This window comes from Paenibacillus darwinianus (assembly GCF_000598065.1).
GTDB classification, from domain to species: domain Bacteria; phylum Bacillota; class Bacilli; order Paenibacillales; family Paenibacillaceae; genus Paenibacillus_I; species Paenibacillus_I darwinianus.
The window spans coordinates 1-15,298 of record NZ_KK082180.1; the positions used below are offsets into that span (position 1 = coordinate 1).

Annotated in this window: 13 protein-coding genes and 1 riboswitch; all 13 genes read right to left on the bottom strand. The window is 59.0% G+C overall.

Annotation, left to right across the window (positions count from 1 at the left end):
• Positions 1-103 precede the first annotated feature (103 nt).
• The 13 genes from BG52_RS11095 to purE all read right to left on the bottom strand — a co-directional run bounded on the left by BG52_RS11095 (position 104) and on the right by purE (position 14,308).
• The gene (locus BG52_RS11095; RefSeq protein ID WP_036585018.1) at positions 104-808 is read right to left on the bottom strand and encodes a hypothetical protein; all 705 of its coding nucleotides are present in this window, start codon (positions 806-808) and stop codon (positions 104-106) included.
• Between the two features lie 114 nt (positions 809-922).
• Positions 923-2,191 (bottom strand): phosphoribosylamine--glycine ligase, encoded by a 1,269-nt coding sequence (gene purD, locus BG52_RS11100; RefSeq protein WP_036585017.1) that lies wholly within the window; start codon positions 2,189-2,191, stop codon positions 923-925.
• A 99-nt stretch (positions 2,192-2,290) separates the two neighbouring features.
• Positions 2,291-3,838, bottom strand: coding sequence for a bifunctional phosphoribosylaminoimidazolecarboxamide formyltransferase/IMP cyclohydrolase (purH, locus tag BG52_RS11105; RefSeq protein ID WP_036585019.1), 1,548 nt, complete (start codon positions 3,836-3,838; stop codon positions 2,291-2,293).
• 25 nt (positions 3,839-3,863) lie between these two features.
• A complete protein-coding gene (gene purN, locus BG52_RS11110; RefSeq protein WP_036585016.1) occupies positions 3,864-4,496 on the bottom strand; it encodes a phosphoribosylglycinamide formyltransferase in 633 nt (210 codons plus the stop codon).
• Positions 4,496-5,539: a phosphoribosylformylglycinamidine cyclo-ligase gene (gene purM, locus BG52_RS11115; protein ID WP_036585014.1), complete on the bottom strand. Its 1,044-nt coding sequence runs from the start codon at positions 5,537-5,539 to the stop codon at positions 4,496-4,498. The genes purN and purM overlap by 1 nt, the downstream gene beginning before the upstream one ends.
• Positions 5,540-5,689: 150 nt before the next feature.
• Positions 5,690-7,177: an amidophosphoribosyltransferase gene (gene purF, locus BG52_RS11120; RefSeq protein WP_036585011.1), complete on the bottom strand. Its 1,488-nt coding sequence runs from the start codon at positions 7,175-7,177 to the stop codon at positions 5,690-5,692.
• Positions 7,162-9,405 carry a phosphoribosylformylglycinamidine synthase subunit PurL gene (purL, locus tag BG52_RS11125; protein ID WP_036585009.1) on the bottom strand — a complete coding sequence of 748 codons (2,244 nt, stop codon included), beginning with the start codon at positions 9,403-9,405 and terminating at the stop codon, positions 7,162-7,164. The genes purF and purL overlap by 16 nt, the downstream gene beginning before the upstream one ends.
• Positions 9,383-10,078 carry a phosphoribosylformylglycinamidine synthase subunit PurQ gene (gene purQ / locus BG52_RS11130; protein WP_036585000.1) on the bottom strand — a complete coding sequence of 232 codons (696 nt, stop codon included), beginning with the start codon at positions 10,076-10,078 and terminating at the stop codon, positions 9,383-9,385. The genes purL and purQ overlap by 23 nt, the downstream gene beginning before the upstream one ends.
• A gap of 4 nt (positions 10,079-10,082) precedes the next feature.
• The gene (gene purS / locus BG52_RS11135) at positions 10,083-10,325 is read right to left on the bottom strand and encodes a phosphoribosylformylglycinamidine synthase subunit PurS (protein WP_036584998.1); all 243 of its coding nucleotides are present in this window, start codon (positions 10,323-10,325) and stop codon (positions 10,083-10,085) included.
• Positions 10,326-10,445: 120 nt separating this feature from the next.
• Positions 10,446-11,336 (bottom strand): phosphoribosylaminoimidazolesuccinocarboxamide synthase, encoded by an 891-nt coding sequence (locus BG52_RS11140; RefSeq protein ID WP_036584996.1) that lies wholly within the window; start codon positions 11,334-11,336, stop codon positions 10,446-10,448.
• 18 nt (positions 11,337-11,354) lie between these two features.
• Positions 11,355-12,650 (bottom strand): adenylosuccinate lyase, encoded by a 1,296-nt coding sequence (gene purB / locus BG52_RS11145; RefSeq protein WP_036584994.1) that lies wholly within the window; start codon positions 12,648-12,650, stop codon positions 11,355-11,357.
• Positions 12,651-12,656: 6 nt separating this feature from the next.
• The gene (gene purK / locus BG52_RS11150; RefSeq protein ID WP_036584992.1) at positions 12,657-13,820 is read right to left on the bottom strand and encodes a 5-(carboxyamino)imidazole ribonucleotide synthase; all 1,164 of its coding nucleotides are present in this window, start codon (positions 13,818-13,820) and stop codon (positions 12,657-12,659) included.
• Positions 13,817-14,308 carry a 5-(carboxyamino)imidazole ribonucleotide mutase gene (purE, locus tag BG52_RS11155; RefSeq protein WP_036584990.1) on the bottom strand — a complete coding sequence of 164 codons (492 nt, stop codon included), beginning with the start codon at positions 14,306-14,308 and terminating at the stop codon, positions 13,817-13,819. Before purE ends, purK begins: the two co-directional genes overlap by 4 nt.
• Positions 14,309-14,823: 515 nt before the next feature.
• Positions 14,824-14,926, bottom strand: a riboswitch (purine riboswitch).
• Positions 14,927-15,298 lie beyond the last annotated feature (372 nt).

Sequence of the window (15,298 nt, forward strand, 5' to 3'; positions counted from 1 at the left end):
CTTATCCGCACACCTTCCGCCTTCCGCCACCCTGCAACCTGCAAAATGTCGCTTATCCGCGCACCTTCCGCCTTCCGCCACCCTGTAACCTGCAAAATGTCGCTTATCTGCGCTCTTTCGGAGTTCCTCCGTGTGAATGCGAATTGGTATCCATATAGAAGTGCCTGGCTTTATCGGTGAGTATATAGCTATGGTGGCGTTGTATGCTGGTACCATTCGGTCTGATCATGTCCTTTTCCAATAAGCTGCGCAATACGCGGCGGCTTACCCGTTCGCCGGCTTGCAGGCACATACTGACATCTCCGAACTTGAAGGGTCTGTTTAATCGCAAAGCGTAACGAAGCAGTTCCCGTTCGTATACCGGTAATGGTTCGCTTGTACTGCCTGCCGCCGCTCCATACCGTCCCAGCAGTTCATACACCGCGCGTCGGCAAAGTTCCGGCTTCTTGTCGAGCTCATCCCAACTGAACGGGACATACTTGCAATCATAGAGTGCGAGCGTGCGCTGCCGCATTTTCTCAAAATTAAAACGGTCACGCGTTATATTCTCGGCATGTACGACAAACCCCTCGCTTTCGAACCCCAAACTAAGCGGTTGGTAAAACACGTCTATGTAGATCCGCACACCCGACATACTTACTAACTCGTATTCCATGATCATGCCATCAAAGGAACCGAAAACCGGCCGCAGTATTGTCCCCAGCATTTTGCGCTCCGCGATTAAATCCCGGTTCAACTGCTCGAGCCGCTGGCCTTTCGCCGATCGGCGTTGTTCCTGAACAAACATCTCAACTTCGGTTTCAAACATAACATCACTCCTCGCAACCGCAATAGTTTAAACCATACAAAAACGCCGCCCAATCCCCCAGGGATCAAGCGGCGTGTTCCTCACGCAGCGATATTTACTTTATGCAAAAAGCTTTCAGCCTTTAAGCGCCTTGGCTGCAATATCGGAACGATAGTGCACACCTTCGAACGAGATCATGCCCGCCGCTTCGTACGCCCGCGCACGCGCTTCGTCAATGTCTCGACCCCGGCCGACGACACCCAGTACCCGCCCGCCGCTCGTTACGAACTCGCCGTTCTCCTCGGAGGTTCCCGCATGGAAGATCAATGCGCCGGCCGCCTCGGCGTCCTTCAAGCCGCTGATGACGCGGCCTTTCGGATAAGCTGCGGGATAGCCCTCCGATGCGAGGATGACGCAAACCGCCGCTTCGTCGCTCCACTCAATTTCTAGCTGGTCGAGCCGTCCGTTAACCGCCGCCAAAATAATATCGACCAAATCGGTTTTCAAGCGCGGCAGCACCACCTGCGTCTCCGGGTCTCCCATGCGCGCGTTGAACTCGATTGTTTTGACGCCGCCTGCGGTTATCATGAGACCGGCAAAAAGCACACCGCGGAACGGACGCCCCTCGCTCACCATCGCCTTGGCGGTCGGAACGATAATATTGTCAATCGCATCCTGCACCAAAGCCGGATCGATATGCGGCAGCGGCGTGTATGTACCCATACCGCCCGTGTTCGGTCCCTCGTCGTTGTCGAACACCGGCTTGTGATCCTGTGCCGGCACCATCGGCCGCACCGTCTCGCCGTCGACGAACGCGAGAATGGACATTTCCTGGCCTTCGAGGAACTCCTCGATCACCACCTGTGTCCCCGACTCCCCAAACACCTTGTCCACCATCATGCCGCGCAGCGCCTCTTCCGCTTCCTCCAGCGTGCGGGCCACGGTGACGCCTTTGCCGGCAGCGAGACCGTCCGCCTTCACGACAATCGGCAGCGATTGCGACCGCAAATAAGACAGTGCCGCTTCATAGTCGGTGAACGTTTCGTAAGCGGCCGTCGGAATCGCGTATTTCCTCAGCAGCTCTTTCATGAAAATTTTGCTGCCTTCGATTTCCGCCGCGTTCTTGCGCGGTCCAAAAATCGGAATGCCCGCTTCCTCGAACGCATCCACAATGCCTGCGGCCAGCGGATCGTCCGGCCCGACAAAAACCAGATCGATCGCATGATCGCGCGCGAATTGAATCAAATCGGCGAACCGGTTAACCGGTATCGGCACGCATTCTGCAAGCTGGGCGATGCCGGAGTTGCCCGGCGCGCAGTACAGCTTGCTTACCTTTTCGCTCTTCTTGAGCGCCCAGACGATGGCGTGCTCCCGCCCGCCGCCGCCGATGACCATGATCTTCACAACGATGCCCCCCTAAAGCGATTTCCTGCCCCTGATCGAAATATGAACCGAGTCGGCGCTCAGCCTCATCCCAAACATTGACCCCATGCAGCAAGCCGATCAGTGCTTAAAGTGACGCACGCCCGTCATCACCATCGCGATGCCGTTGGCATTTGCGACCGCGATCGACTCCTCGTCCTTGATCGAACCGCCCGGCTGAATGACCGCCTTAATGCCGGCTTTGGCCGCAAGCTCCAGCGTATCCCCCATCGGGAAAAACGCATCGGACGCCAGCACCGCGCCGCGCGCCTTGTCGCCCGCTTGCTCGATTGCGATGCGGGCCGCACCGACGCGGTTCATTTGACCGGCGCCGACACCGACCGTCATGTTGTCCGAAGCGAGCAGAATCGCATTGGACTTCACATGCTTCACGACCTTCCATGCAAACAAAAGCTGCTTAAGCTCCTCCGCAGTAGGCCGGCGCTCGGTTACGATCTTCAGATCGGCTTCGGTCAGCGTATGCACGTCGCTCTCCTGTACGAGCATGCCGCCTTCCACCGAAGTGACGAGCCATTCCGGCTTTCGCTCCTTGGCTGCAGCCAGCTCGCCGAGCTTCATCAGACGGATATTTTTCTTTTTCGTCAGCACCTCAAGCGCGGCCGGTGTGAATTCCGGGGCAATGACGATTTCGAGGAAAATCTCGTTCAGCAGCTCGGCCGTCTCGACGCCGATCGCCCGGTTGGCCGCCACGATGCCGCCAAAAATCGAGGTAGGGTCGGCGGCGTAAGCTTTTTGATAAGCCTCGTGAACGTCCGCTCCGATTCCGACGCCGCATGGGTTCATATGCTTCACCGCAACGACCGCCGGCTCGTCGAACTCCTTCACGATTGCAAGCGCCGCGTTCGCGTCATTGATGTTGTTGTACGACAGCTCCTTGCCATGCAACTGCACGGCAGTCGTAATGCTGCCGGCTCCCGCGAGTGGTTTCGCGTAAAAGGCCGCCTTCTGGTGCGGATTCTCGCCGTAGCGCAGATCCTGCACTTTCTCATAAGTAACTGTATAGGATTCGGGCAGCGCTTCGCCTTGCAGCTTCGACAGATATTCGCCGATCAGGGCATCGTAGGCGCCGGTGTGCCGAAACACCTTCGCCGCCAGCTTTTTGCGCGTATCGAGGGTGGTGTCTCCGCCGACCTTCACTTCCTCCAGAATACCGGCGTAATCGGCGGCATCGACGACAACCGTTACGAACGCATGGTTCTTCGCTGCGGAGCGCAGCATGGTCGGACCGCCGATATCGATGTTCTCGATGGCATCCTCGTACGATACGTCCGGCTTCGCGATCGTCTGCTTGAACGGGTACAGGTTCACGACAACCAGGTCGATGTAGTCCAGGTCAAGCTCCTCCATTTTCTGCCGGTGCTCCTCGTTGTCGCGGATCGCCAGCAGGCCGGCGTGCACCGCCGGATGGAGCGTTTTGACACGTCCGTCCAGACATTCCGGGAAGCCCGTAACATCGGAAATGCCGACAACCGGGATCCCTTCCTTCTCCAGCAGGACCGCCGTACCGCCCGTGGAAATGATTTCAACGCCCCGTGCAGCGAGCTCGCGCGCAAAATCGACGATGCCCGTCTTGTCCGATACACTGATCAATGCTCTGCGAATAGCCACAATCATTGCCTCCCAAATAAAATAATTAACCCTCGCTGCGCATAGCCTCTGCCGCTACCGTAACCTGTCGCCCGTTGAGTTCGACCCGGCCCGACGCAATTTGCGCTATGACCCATGGAAGCAGTTCGCGCTCGACCTTGTGCACCCGTGCGCGCAAAGCCTCCTCCGAATCTCCGTCGAGCACTTCCACCGCACGCTGCGCAATAATAGGTCCGCTGTCCATGCCGCCGTCCACGTAATGGACCGTAACGCCGGTTACTTTGACGCCGTAATCCAGCGCCTGCCGAATGCCATTCACGCCCGGAAAAGCCGGCAGCAGCGCAGGATGCACGTTGATCATCCGTCCGTAGAACGGCTCGACGAGCACCTGCGTAATAATCCGCATATAACCCGCCAACACGATCAGTTCCACGCCGCGCCGCTGCAGCTCAGCCAGTATTTCCGTTTCGTACGCCTCCCTCGACGGATATGCCTTCGGCGTAAACACATAAACGTCGACGCCGGCTTGCTCCGCCCGCGCCACGACGGGAGCCGCCGCTTTGTCGCAAACCAAAAGCTCGATGTCGACATCGAGCCTTCCATCCGCCGCCGCATCGGCCAATGCTTGAAAATTGGTCCCCTGGCCCGACGCGAATACGGCGATTTTAAGCTTCTTCATTACACGTCCGCTCCCGTAAAAGTGACAATGCGGGCGCCTTCTGTGACCCGTCCAATCCGGTAAGCAGCGACGCCAAGATCATCCAGCACGTCCAGCGCCTGCTGTGCCTGCTCCTCGGATACAACCGCCACGAGGCCGACGCCCATGTTAAAGGTCGTAAACATATCGCGGTTCGCAATGCCGCCCTTGTCTTGCATCAGCTTGAAGATCGGCAGAATCGGCCACGAGCCGTAATCGATCTCGACGTTGACGCCATCCGGCAGCATGCGCGGAATGTTCTCGATAAATCCGCCGCCCGTAATATGCGCCATCCCTTTGACCTGCACGCGGTCAATCAGCTTCAAGGCCGGCTTCACATACAACTTTGTGGGCTCCAGCAGCACGTCGCCCAGCTTGGCGCCGTTCAGCTCCGGCAGCGTATCCTGCAGTGAATAGCCGCTTTGCTCCAGCAGCAATCGCCGCACCAGCGAAAAGCCGTTGCTGTGCACGCCGCTCGACGCCAGGCCGATCACCGCATCGCCCGGCGCAATCTGCGAGCCGTCGATGATTTTTTTCTTGTCGACGATGCCGACTGTGAAGCCTGCGATATCATATTCGTCGGATTCGTACATGCCCGGCATTTCCGCCGTCTCTCCGCCAATCAGAGAGCAGCCGGACTCCTGGCAGCCGTCGGCGATGCCTTTGACGATCTGCTCGATCCGCTCCGGCACAACCTTGCCGCAGGCGAGGTAATCGAGGAAGAACAGCGGCTCCGCGCCCTGAACCACGATGTCGTTCACGCACATCGCCACGGCGTCGATGCCGATGGTGTCATGCTTGTCCATCGCAAAAGCAAGCTTCAGCTTCGTACCCACGCCGTCGGTGCCGGACACCAATACCGGCTCCTCGTATTTGTCCTTGTTCAAGCCGAACAGTGCGCCGAACCCGCCAAGATCGGTCAATACCTCCGGACGGAACGTGCGCTTGACGTGCTTTTTCATCCGCTCTACCGCTTCATTGCCCGCCGCGATATCGACGCCTGCCTGTTTGTACGCTTCTGACACCAGGGTCACTCCCAACAATTTGGTATGCCAATCCTTGCGAAATCCTATCCTATCCTTGCCTTGCCTTGCCAGTCGTTAATCTATCCTTGTTTCTTATGCATACTCCGTTGCACGCCGTAACCGGCTGCTAACCGTGTCTTCCCCTGCACGCTAACAGCTGCAGCTTTTCTCCGCCGTCAAATTGACCGGAGTCGGATAGTCGTTATCGAAGCACGCCATGCACAGCCCGCGGTTGGACTCACCGTTGTTGCCGCCGACCGCTTCGATCAGCCCCTCGTTGCTCAGAAACGACAACGAGTCGGCGTTGATCGCCTGACGGATCTCCTCGACCGTCCGGGAAGAAGCGATCAGCTCCTTGCGGTCCGGCGTATCGATGCCGTAATAGCAAGGGTTCGCGAACGGCGGTGAGGTGATTTTCACATGCACCTCGGTGGCGCCGGCTTCCCGCAGCAGATTGACGATCCTCCGCGACGTTGTGCCGCGCACGATCGAATCGTCAATCATGACGACCCGCTTCCCCTCCACAACCTTGCGGACGGCGCTGAGCTTCATCTTGACGCCCTTCTCGCGCAGCTCCTGGGAAGGCTGAATGAACGTGCGGCCCGTGTATTTGTTTTTGATGAGGCCGAGCTCGTAAGGGATCCCGGTCTGCTCGGCATAGCCGATCGCGGCCGAAATGCTCGAATCCGGCACGCCAGTCACGAGATCAGCGTCCACGAACGATTCCAGCGCCAGCCGACTGCCCATCCGCTTGCGGGCGGCGTGCAGATTCGTGCCGTTAATGTCACTGTCCGGACGGGCGAAATAAATGTATTCCATCGCACAGGTCGCACGGCGCTCGAGCGGCGCGTAGCGTTCGACGCGCATGCCGTCGGCGCCCAGCACGAGCAGCTCGCCCGGCTGAATGTCGCGCTCGTACTCCGCGCCGATCGTCTCCAGCGCGCAGGTCTCCGACGCGAAGGCATAGCCGCCGCCCAGCCGCCCCATAACGAGCGGCCGCAACCCGTGCGGGTCGGAGGCCACGAGCAGCTTGTCGTTGGTCATCAGCAGAAAGGCGAAGCCGCCGATCAACCGCTGCAGCGCATCCCGCGCCGCGCTGACGAAATCCTTCGGCGAGCGCGCGATCAAATGTGCGATAACCTCGGTGTCGCTCGTCGTCTGGAAAATCGAGCCCTGTGACTCGAGCTCCCGACGGATCTCAGGCGCGTTGACGATGTTGCCGTTCGTTGCGACCGCCAGATCGCCGTCCCGGTATTTGAACACAAGCGGCTGCGCATTGGCGAGACCGCCGCCGCCAGCCGTCGAGTAGCGCACATGGCCGATCGAACGGTCTCCGGCCAAGACGTCCAGCGTGTCCTTCCCGAAAACCTCTTTGACCAGTCCCAAACCGCGGTGATAATTGAACAGCCCGTCCTGCGCCGAATCGACGGTACAGATGCCGCAGCTTTCTTCGCCGCGGTGCTGCAGCGCATGCAGCCCGTAATAGGAAAGCGAAGCCGCATCCGGGATGCCGAACACCCCGAACACGCCGCACTCCTCCTTCAATTTATCGAAAATGTCGTCACGTCCGAGGCCTTCATTGTAATGGCCGCCGCGCTCGGTCCACAGCATGGACAGCTGTTTCACTTCATCAGACATGGAATCGCATCCTTCCAAACCTGCTCCAGTTGTTCGACCGGCGATTGGATGCCGTTACCGCCATTGACGGTAACGTTCAGGTTGCGTCCGCCCACCGTGCCGATTTCCGTGTGCGTGACGCCTTGGTTCGCGAGCCATTGCTTGAGATCCGCAGCCTTCTCGGGCTTGACGGAGAGCAGAATGCGCGATTGCGATTCGCTGAACAGCGCGATATCGGGGCGCAGACCGGACGTGATGTTCACGGTCGCGCCGACGCCGCCGCTGATGCAGGATTCGGCCAGCGCCACGGCGATGCCGCCTTCGGACAGGTCATGCGCCGACGCGACAAGCCCCTTCTGAATGGCGCCGAACACGCCGTCCAGCACCCGCTTCTCCAGGTCCAGATCGAGCGCCGGCGGACGGCCTTCCGTCTTGCCGTGCACGGCGTATTGCAGCTCGCTGCCGCCGAGCTCGGCTTTCGTCTCGCCGATGAGAATGATGATGTCGCCAGCTGCTTTGAAGCCCTGCGTCGTGATATGATCCGTATCGTGTACGAGGCCGACCATGCCGACAACCGGCGTCGGGTAAATGGCGCCCTTGGCGTTTTCATTGTACAGACTTACGTTGCCCCCGATGACCGGGGTATCCAACACGCGGCACGCTTCCGCCATGCCGTCGACCGATTTCTCAATCTGCCAGAACACCTCCGGCTTCTCCGGGTTGCCGAAGTTCAGGTTGTCCGTAATGGCGAGCGGTTCCGCGCCCGAGCACACGATGTTGCGCGCCGCTTCCGCGACCGCGATCCGTCCGCCCATCTCCGGGTCCAGGTAAACGTAACGGCCGTTGCAATCGGTCGTCATCGCCAGGCCCTTGCGCGTGCCGCGAATCGCCACGACCGCCGCGTCCGAGCCGGGCTGTACGGCCGTGCTGGTGCGGACCATGTAGTCATATTGGTTGTAAACCCATTCCTTGCTGGCCACTGTCGGCGACGCCAGCACCTTGCGAAGCGCGTCGTTCAGATCGGTCACTTCCGGGTAAGCGGACGTGTCGATCGCCGCATTCTCCGCATAGTAAGCCGGCTCCCGTGACGGTTTGTTGTAAATCGGACACTCGTCGACGAGCGCTTTTACCGGCATATCGCCGACCTGCTCGCCTTTATGGAACAACCGCAGACGGCCGTCGTCCGTTACTTTGCCGACCTTCGCGCAGATGATGCCCCAACGCTCGAAAATCTCCTTCGCCTGCGCTTCGTGCTTCGGCTCGACGACGAACAGCATCCGCTCCTGCGACTCCGACAGCATCATCTCGTAAGGCGTCATCCCCTCTTCGCGCTGCGGCACCTCGTCCAGGTACAACTCCAGTCCGTTGCCCGCTTTGGCGGCCATCTCGGCGCTGGAGCAGGTCAAGCCCGCTGCGCCCATATCCTGGATGCCGAGCACGATGCCGCTGTTGATCAGCTCGAGGCAGGCTTCCATCACCAGCTTTTCCATGAACGGATCGCCTACCTGAACGGCCGTGCGCTTCTCCTCGGATTCCTCGGACAGTTCGACCGATGCGAATGTGGCGCCATGAATGCCGTCGCGGCCGGTGGCCGGTCCGGCGTAGAAAACAGGGTTGCCGACGCCTTTGGCGACGCCCCGCTGGATTTTATCGTGATCGATCAGGCCGACGCACATCGCGTTAACGAGCGGGTTGCCCTCGTAGCTCTCGTCGAACATGACTTCGCCCGCGACGGTCGGAATGCCGATGCAATTGCCGTAGCCGGCGATGCCGCTGACGACGTGCTCGAACAAATATTTGACGCGCGCGTTCTCAAGCTTGCCGAAGCGCAGCGAGTTCAGCAGGGCCACAGGACGTGCGCCCATCGAGAAAATGTCACGGATAATGCCGCCCACGCCCGTCGCGGCGCCCTGGTACGGCTCGACCGCGGAAGGATGGTTATGCGATTCGATTTTGAACACGACCGCCTGGTTGTCGCCGATGTCGACGATGCCCGCGCCTTCGCCCGGCCCCATCAGGACGCGCGGTCCGGTGACCGGAAACTTGCGAAGGACCGGCTTGGAGTTCTTGTAGGAGCAGTGCTCCGACCACATGACGCTGAACACGCCGATCTCGGTATAATTAGGCTTGCGGCCGAGAAATCCGCAGATGAGCTCATATTCATAATCGGTTACGCCGAATTGCGTGTAAATTTTCTGATCCGCAATCTGCTCCGCCGTCGGTTCCTTAGCCGTTAACTGCTGCGCCATGCTTTCCCCTCCATGCGTTCAAAATCGATGTGAACATTCGCTTGCCGTCCTCCGAACCGAGCAGTTGATCCACCGCACGCTCCGGATGCGGCATCATGCCGACGACGTTGCCATTCTCATTGCAGATACCCGCGATGTCGTTAACGGAGCCGTTCGGGTTCGTGCCCGCCTTGTAGCGGAATACGACCTGATTGTTTGCTTCCAGCTCGGCCAGCGTCTTCTCATCGCAATAATAGTTGCCTTCGCCGTGCGCGATCGGAATGTCGACGATTTCGCCCTTCGCGTACTGGTTCGTGAACGGCGTTTCGTTGTTGACCACTTCGAGCAGCGCCGGGTGGCAGCGGAATTTCAGGTTGCTGTTGCGCAGCAGCGCGCCGGGCAGCAGACCCGCTTCCGTCAGCACCTGGAAGCCGTTGCAGATGCCGAGCACGTACTTGCCCGCTTCTGCAGCCTTCCGCACCTCGCCCATCACCGACGTGAACTGAGCGATCGCGCCGCAGCGCAGATAGTCGCCGTAGGAGAATCCGCCGGGCACCAGAATACAGTCGTAAGCGGACAGGTCGGTCGCCGTATGCCAGACGAAGTCGACCGGCTGTCCGATCGTGTCCTCCACGGCTTTATAGCAGTCGATATCGCAGTTGGAGCCGGGAAAAACGAGTACCGCGAATTTCATCGGTTTAGCCCTCCAGTTCAAAGCGGTAATCTTCGATCACCGTGTTGGCCAGCAACTTTTCGCACATGGCCTTGAGCCGGGTTTCCGCTTCGCCGCGGTCCGCCGTGTCGAGCTGAAGCTCCAAATATTTGCCGATGCGCACCTTGCCTACTTCATCGAAGCCCATCGAGTGAAGCGCGCCCTGCACCGCCGTGCCCTGGGGATCCAATACATTCTGCTTGATCGTCACGTATACCGTTGCTTTCATCGTCGTTCCTGCCTCCTGTTCAATGGTCGAGCTATCGTAATCGCGAACCGCAGCATGGCTTCATCCGCGTTCAAATCCATTCGATCCAATCGCCAAGCGCTTTACTAGAATTGAGCTTATCTACAAGCTCTCGCCGGTCAGGCGGCGGTAGATGTCGAGATACCTGCGCGTCGTTTCTTCGACGACGCTGCGCGGCAGCGGAGCGGGCGTGCTGTTCTTGTCCCAGTCCGATCCGGCCAAATACGTGCGCACCGGCTCTTTATCCATGCTGTCGATCTCGATGTCGAGCTCGTAGCTTTCCTTCGCCCAGAAGCGCGAGGAGTCCGGCGTAAACAGCTCGTCGATCAGAATCACCTTGCCATCGATCAGGCCGAATTCAAACTTGCAGTCCGCCAGGATAATGCCGCGCTCCTCGCAGTAGCCGCGCGCATACTCATACAGCTTCACGCTGCGGTCGCGCAGCTCTTCCGCGAGCTCCGCGCCGACCATATCCGCCATCCGCACGAACGGAATGTCCTCGTCATGGCCGACGTCGTTTTTCGCCGCCGGCGTAAAAAGCGGCTGCTCGAACCGCTGGTTCTTGCGCAGCCCCGCCGGCAACGGGATGCCGTTGATTTCAGACCCTGCCTGATATTGTCTCCAACCGCCGCCCGTGATATAGCCCCGGACGACGCACTCGATGTCGATCCGCTCGGCTTTGCGCGTGACCATGATCCGATCCTTTAAAGCCTCGTGGTCAGTGACGAGCTCGCCCAGCTTCGACACATCCGTGTGCACGACATGGTTCGGCTGCAAATCCGCAGTACGCTCGAACCAGAATGTGCTCAAACGGTTGAGCACATTGCCTTTTTCCGGCACCGCCGGCTCCAGCACATAGTCGAATGCGGAAATGCGGTCGGTAACGACAATCAGGTAATGCTCGCCCAAATCGTACAGCTCGCGCACCTTACCTTTATACAGCAGCGGCGCTTTCACCAAGTGTGCCGCACTAGCCAACGCTTCCCGGTTCATGACGTCCGGTTCCCCCTTTTAGATAAGGCCCAGTTTCTTGAAAATGGTGTCGACGTGCTTCAGGTGCCACGCCGGGTTGAAGCAATCGTCGATCTCTTCGGCGGTCAGGCGCGACGTGATTTCCGGAGTCGACTCGATAATGTCGCGGAATTGACGTTGCTCCTCCCATGCCTGCATCGCGCGCGGCTGGACCGTATCGTACGCCTGCTCGCGGCTTAAGCCCTTGTCAATCAGCTTCGTCATCACGCGGCCGGAGAACGGCACGCCGTACGTGCGTTGCATATTGCGCTTCATGTTCTCAGGGAACACTTGAAGATTCTGAATAATATTGCCGAGACGGTTCAACATATAGTTCAGCAGCATCGTGGCATCGGGCAAAATGATGCGCTCCACCGAGGAATGGCTGATATCGCGCTCATGCCAGAGCGGTACGTTCTCGTAAGCCGAAATCATGTGGCCGCGAATGACGCGGGCCAGACCCGAGATGTTCTCGCAGCCGATCGGGTTGCGTTTGTGCGGCATCGCCGACGATCCTTTTTGGCCTTTGGCAAAAGGCTCCTCGACTTCGCGGAACTCGCTCTTCTGCAGAGCGCGGATTTCCGTTGCGAACTTGTCCAGCGACGTCGCAATCAGCGCCAGCGTCGCCATATATTCGGCATGGCGGTCGCGCTGCAGCGTCTGCGTCGAGATCGGCGCCGGCTTCGTGCCGAGCTTCTTGCAGACGAACTCCTCGACGAACGGATCGATGTTGGCGTACGTGCCTACCGCTCCGGAAATTTTGCCGTATTGGACGCCGTCGGCCGCATGGTCGAACCGCTCGAGGTTGCGCTTCATTTCCTCGTACCAGAGCGCCATCTTCAATCCGAACGTAGTCGGCTCCGCGTGCACGCCGTGGGTGCGGCCCATCATCGGCGTATCTTTGTAGGCCACGGCTTGGCCGCGCAGAATGCCGACGAACCGCTCGATGTCATTGCGCAGAATCTCGTTCGCCTGGCGGAGCAGGTAGCCCATCGCCGTATCCACGACGTCCGTCGAGGTCAGGCCGTAGTGCACCCATTTGCGTTCCGGACCGACCGTCTCGGATACCGCGCGCGTAAAGGCGATGACGTCATGGCGCGTCTCCAGCTCAATCTCGTTGATGCGGTCGATATCAAAGCTCGCGGACTTGCGCAGCGCCTCGACATCCTCCTTCGGGATCACGCCCAGCTCCGCCCATGCCTCGCATGCGCAAAGCTCCACTTCAAGCCAAGCCTTGAACTTGTTCTTCTCGGTCCATATCGCTCTCATTTCCGGTCTGCTGTAACGCTCCAACATGATGGCTCATACCCTCCAAATATTCGTTTCGGATATCCAGGCCAGCGCCGCTTCGGTGTCCGATGCGAGCACGTTCACATGGCCCATTTTCCGTTTGTTTATGATTTCGCTCTTGCCGTACAGATGAAGCTTCGGCGCGACGTTGAACTGTTCGGCCTGGGCTGCCCTGTCGCGGTCGGCCAGGTGGTCGATCAGAGGTGCGACGTGCTCGCCGAGCACGTTAACCATCACCACCGGCGTCAGCAGCGCCGTGTCGCCGAGCGGCAGGTTGCAGACGGCGCGCACGTGCTGCTCGAACTGCGACGTCCGGCAGGCCTCCATTGTATAGTGGCCGCTGTTGTGAGGGCGCGGCGCAAGCTCGTTCACGTACAGCCCGTCGGACGCTGACCAGAACAGCTCGACCGCGATCAGACCGACCGCGCCAAGCCCTTCGGCGATGCGTATGGCGAGCCGCTCCGCCTCCTTGAGCGTGTCGGTCGGCACTCTTGCCGGCACGATCGACAGATGCAGAATATTATCGACATGGATATTTTCTGCAACCGGGAACGCTTTTATCTCACCCTGCGGACTGCGGGCCGCAATAACGGACAATTCCTTGTCGAACTTGATGAATTGCTCCAGCACAAGCTCTGTTCCGGCGGTACCAAGCGTTTCGTAGGCGCGTGCGATTTCGGCTTCGTCGCGAATAACCCACTGGCCTTTGCCGTCGTAGCCGCCGGTGGCGGTCTTGAGCACGCACGGCAGGCCGAAGCGGCGCACAGCCTCGCGCAGCTCGTCCGCGCTGCGGATTTCCGCATAAGGCGCTACCCGAACGCCGGCCGCTTCGATCGCCCGCTTCTCGCGCAGCCTATGCTGCGTCGTATACAGCAGCTCGCTGCCCTGCGGCACATACGACTCGCTCATCAGCATGGCGGCGACGTCGGCATCGACGTTCTCGAACTCGTACGTGATCACATCCGAGCGGCGCGCCAGCTCGCGCGCCGCCGTGCGGTCGTCATAGTCGGCGACAATCTGATCGCCGACCTGTCCGGCCGGCGCATCCTCCGCCGGGTCGAGCGCCACGAACCGGTAGCCCATCGCACTGCCGGCGAGCGCCATCATCCGGCCGAGCTGGCCGCCGCCGAGCACGCCGATCGTAGCGCCGGGCAGAATCGTTCTCGGCTCACTCATAGCGTCTCGCTGCTTTCCAGCACCTCGCGCTCGATCCGTTCGCGCCGTGCCTGTACGCGCTTCTGGACGGCGGGGTCGAAAGCCCCGATCATTTGGGCCGCCAGCAGACCGGCGTTGGTGCCGCCCGCATTGCCGATCGCCACCGTCGCGACGGGGATGCCGCCCGGCATCTGGACGATCGACAGCAGCGAATCGATTCCGTTCAGGTTAGACGATTTCACCGGCACGCCGATAACCGGCAGGATCGTCTTGGCGGCTACCATGCCGGGCAAATGCGCGGCTCCGCCGGCTCCGGCGATAATCACTTTGAGGCCGCGTTCGGCTGCCGACTCCGCATACTGGAACATCAGATCCGGCGTGCGGTGCGCAGAGACGACTTTCTTTTCGTACGGAATTTGTAACTCCTCCAGAACCTCACAGGCCAACTTCATCGTATCCCAGTCCGACTTGCTTCCCATGATGACGCCCACGATTGCCGGTGCTGTCATGTCGATTTCCCGCTTTCTATTTGTAAATTGAGCTCGGTTTTATTGTCGATGCGGCGACCGGCGCACAACTAACGGGAAAACCTCCTGTTATTTGCACACTCTGCAGCACTTCTCGTCCAATTAAGCGGAAAAACCTCCCACTAATCACGCGTTTCCCGCCGATTATCCCAAAGTCAAACCAATTAGTAGGAGGTTTTCCCGTTAAACGCATCAACCATCTTTTCCAGATAACATTTACCGGAGAATTTCCGGCTATTTTTACCGGTTAATCGTTTGGCGTCCGTTTAACAAGCCTCAGCCCCGAGCGTTACACAGCCATTCATTTAAAAGGCTGCTTTATCCACCAATAAATACAAAAATCCCGTCAGCACGCAGCCGTTGAGGCGGGGCCGAAGCGGGACACAAGCCGTTAAGAAACGGGATTGCATCCCTCTGCGCACAGTCATATCGTCTGGCGTCGAGCCGAAAAGAGGACGATGAAGACAGCAGAAGGCTGCCCCCCTTGCGGGACAACCTGTTTCTTTATCATGGCTCGTAGTCCGAAAATTTAACGGTTCCCGGGTAGAAACTTCCGGGCCATATTCCCGGTATTATACGAGTGGTTTCGCACCCTTCGCGAAAGCCTCTTTCAGTGTACCAACCCGACATAGCGATGTCAACCGCTTATAAGTATAAAATACGAACGTTATAACGAACTTGTGGATTTATCGTTCGCTTTTAACCTCATTTGTTGGAACAGTTGTTTTACTTCGACCTGGGAGCGTTGCCTTATCCACGTTGATCAAGGCCAGCTTGAGACGAAGAAGGCGTTTAACAGCACGAAAAAAGCAGAGCTCCACGGCTCTGCTTTTCCTCTGCTTTTTTCAACTATATTAATTTTCGCCCTGCTCGTTGCCGGAATTTGCGGTACTCTCCAATTTATTACGGCTGCGGTTTACAGACGCGCTTTGCTTTGGCGTTTCGACAGGAGCGACGACGGCCGGCTGTTTA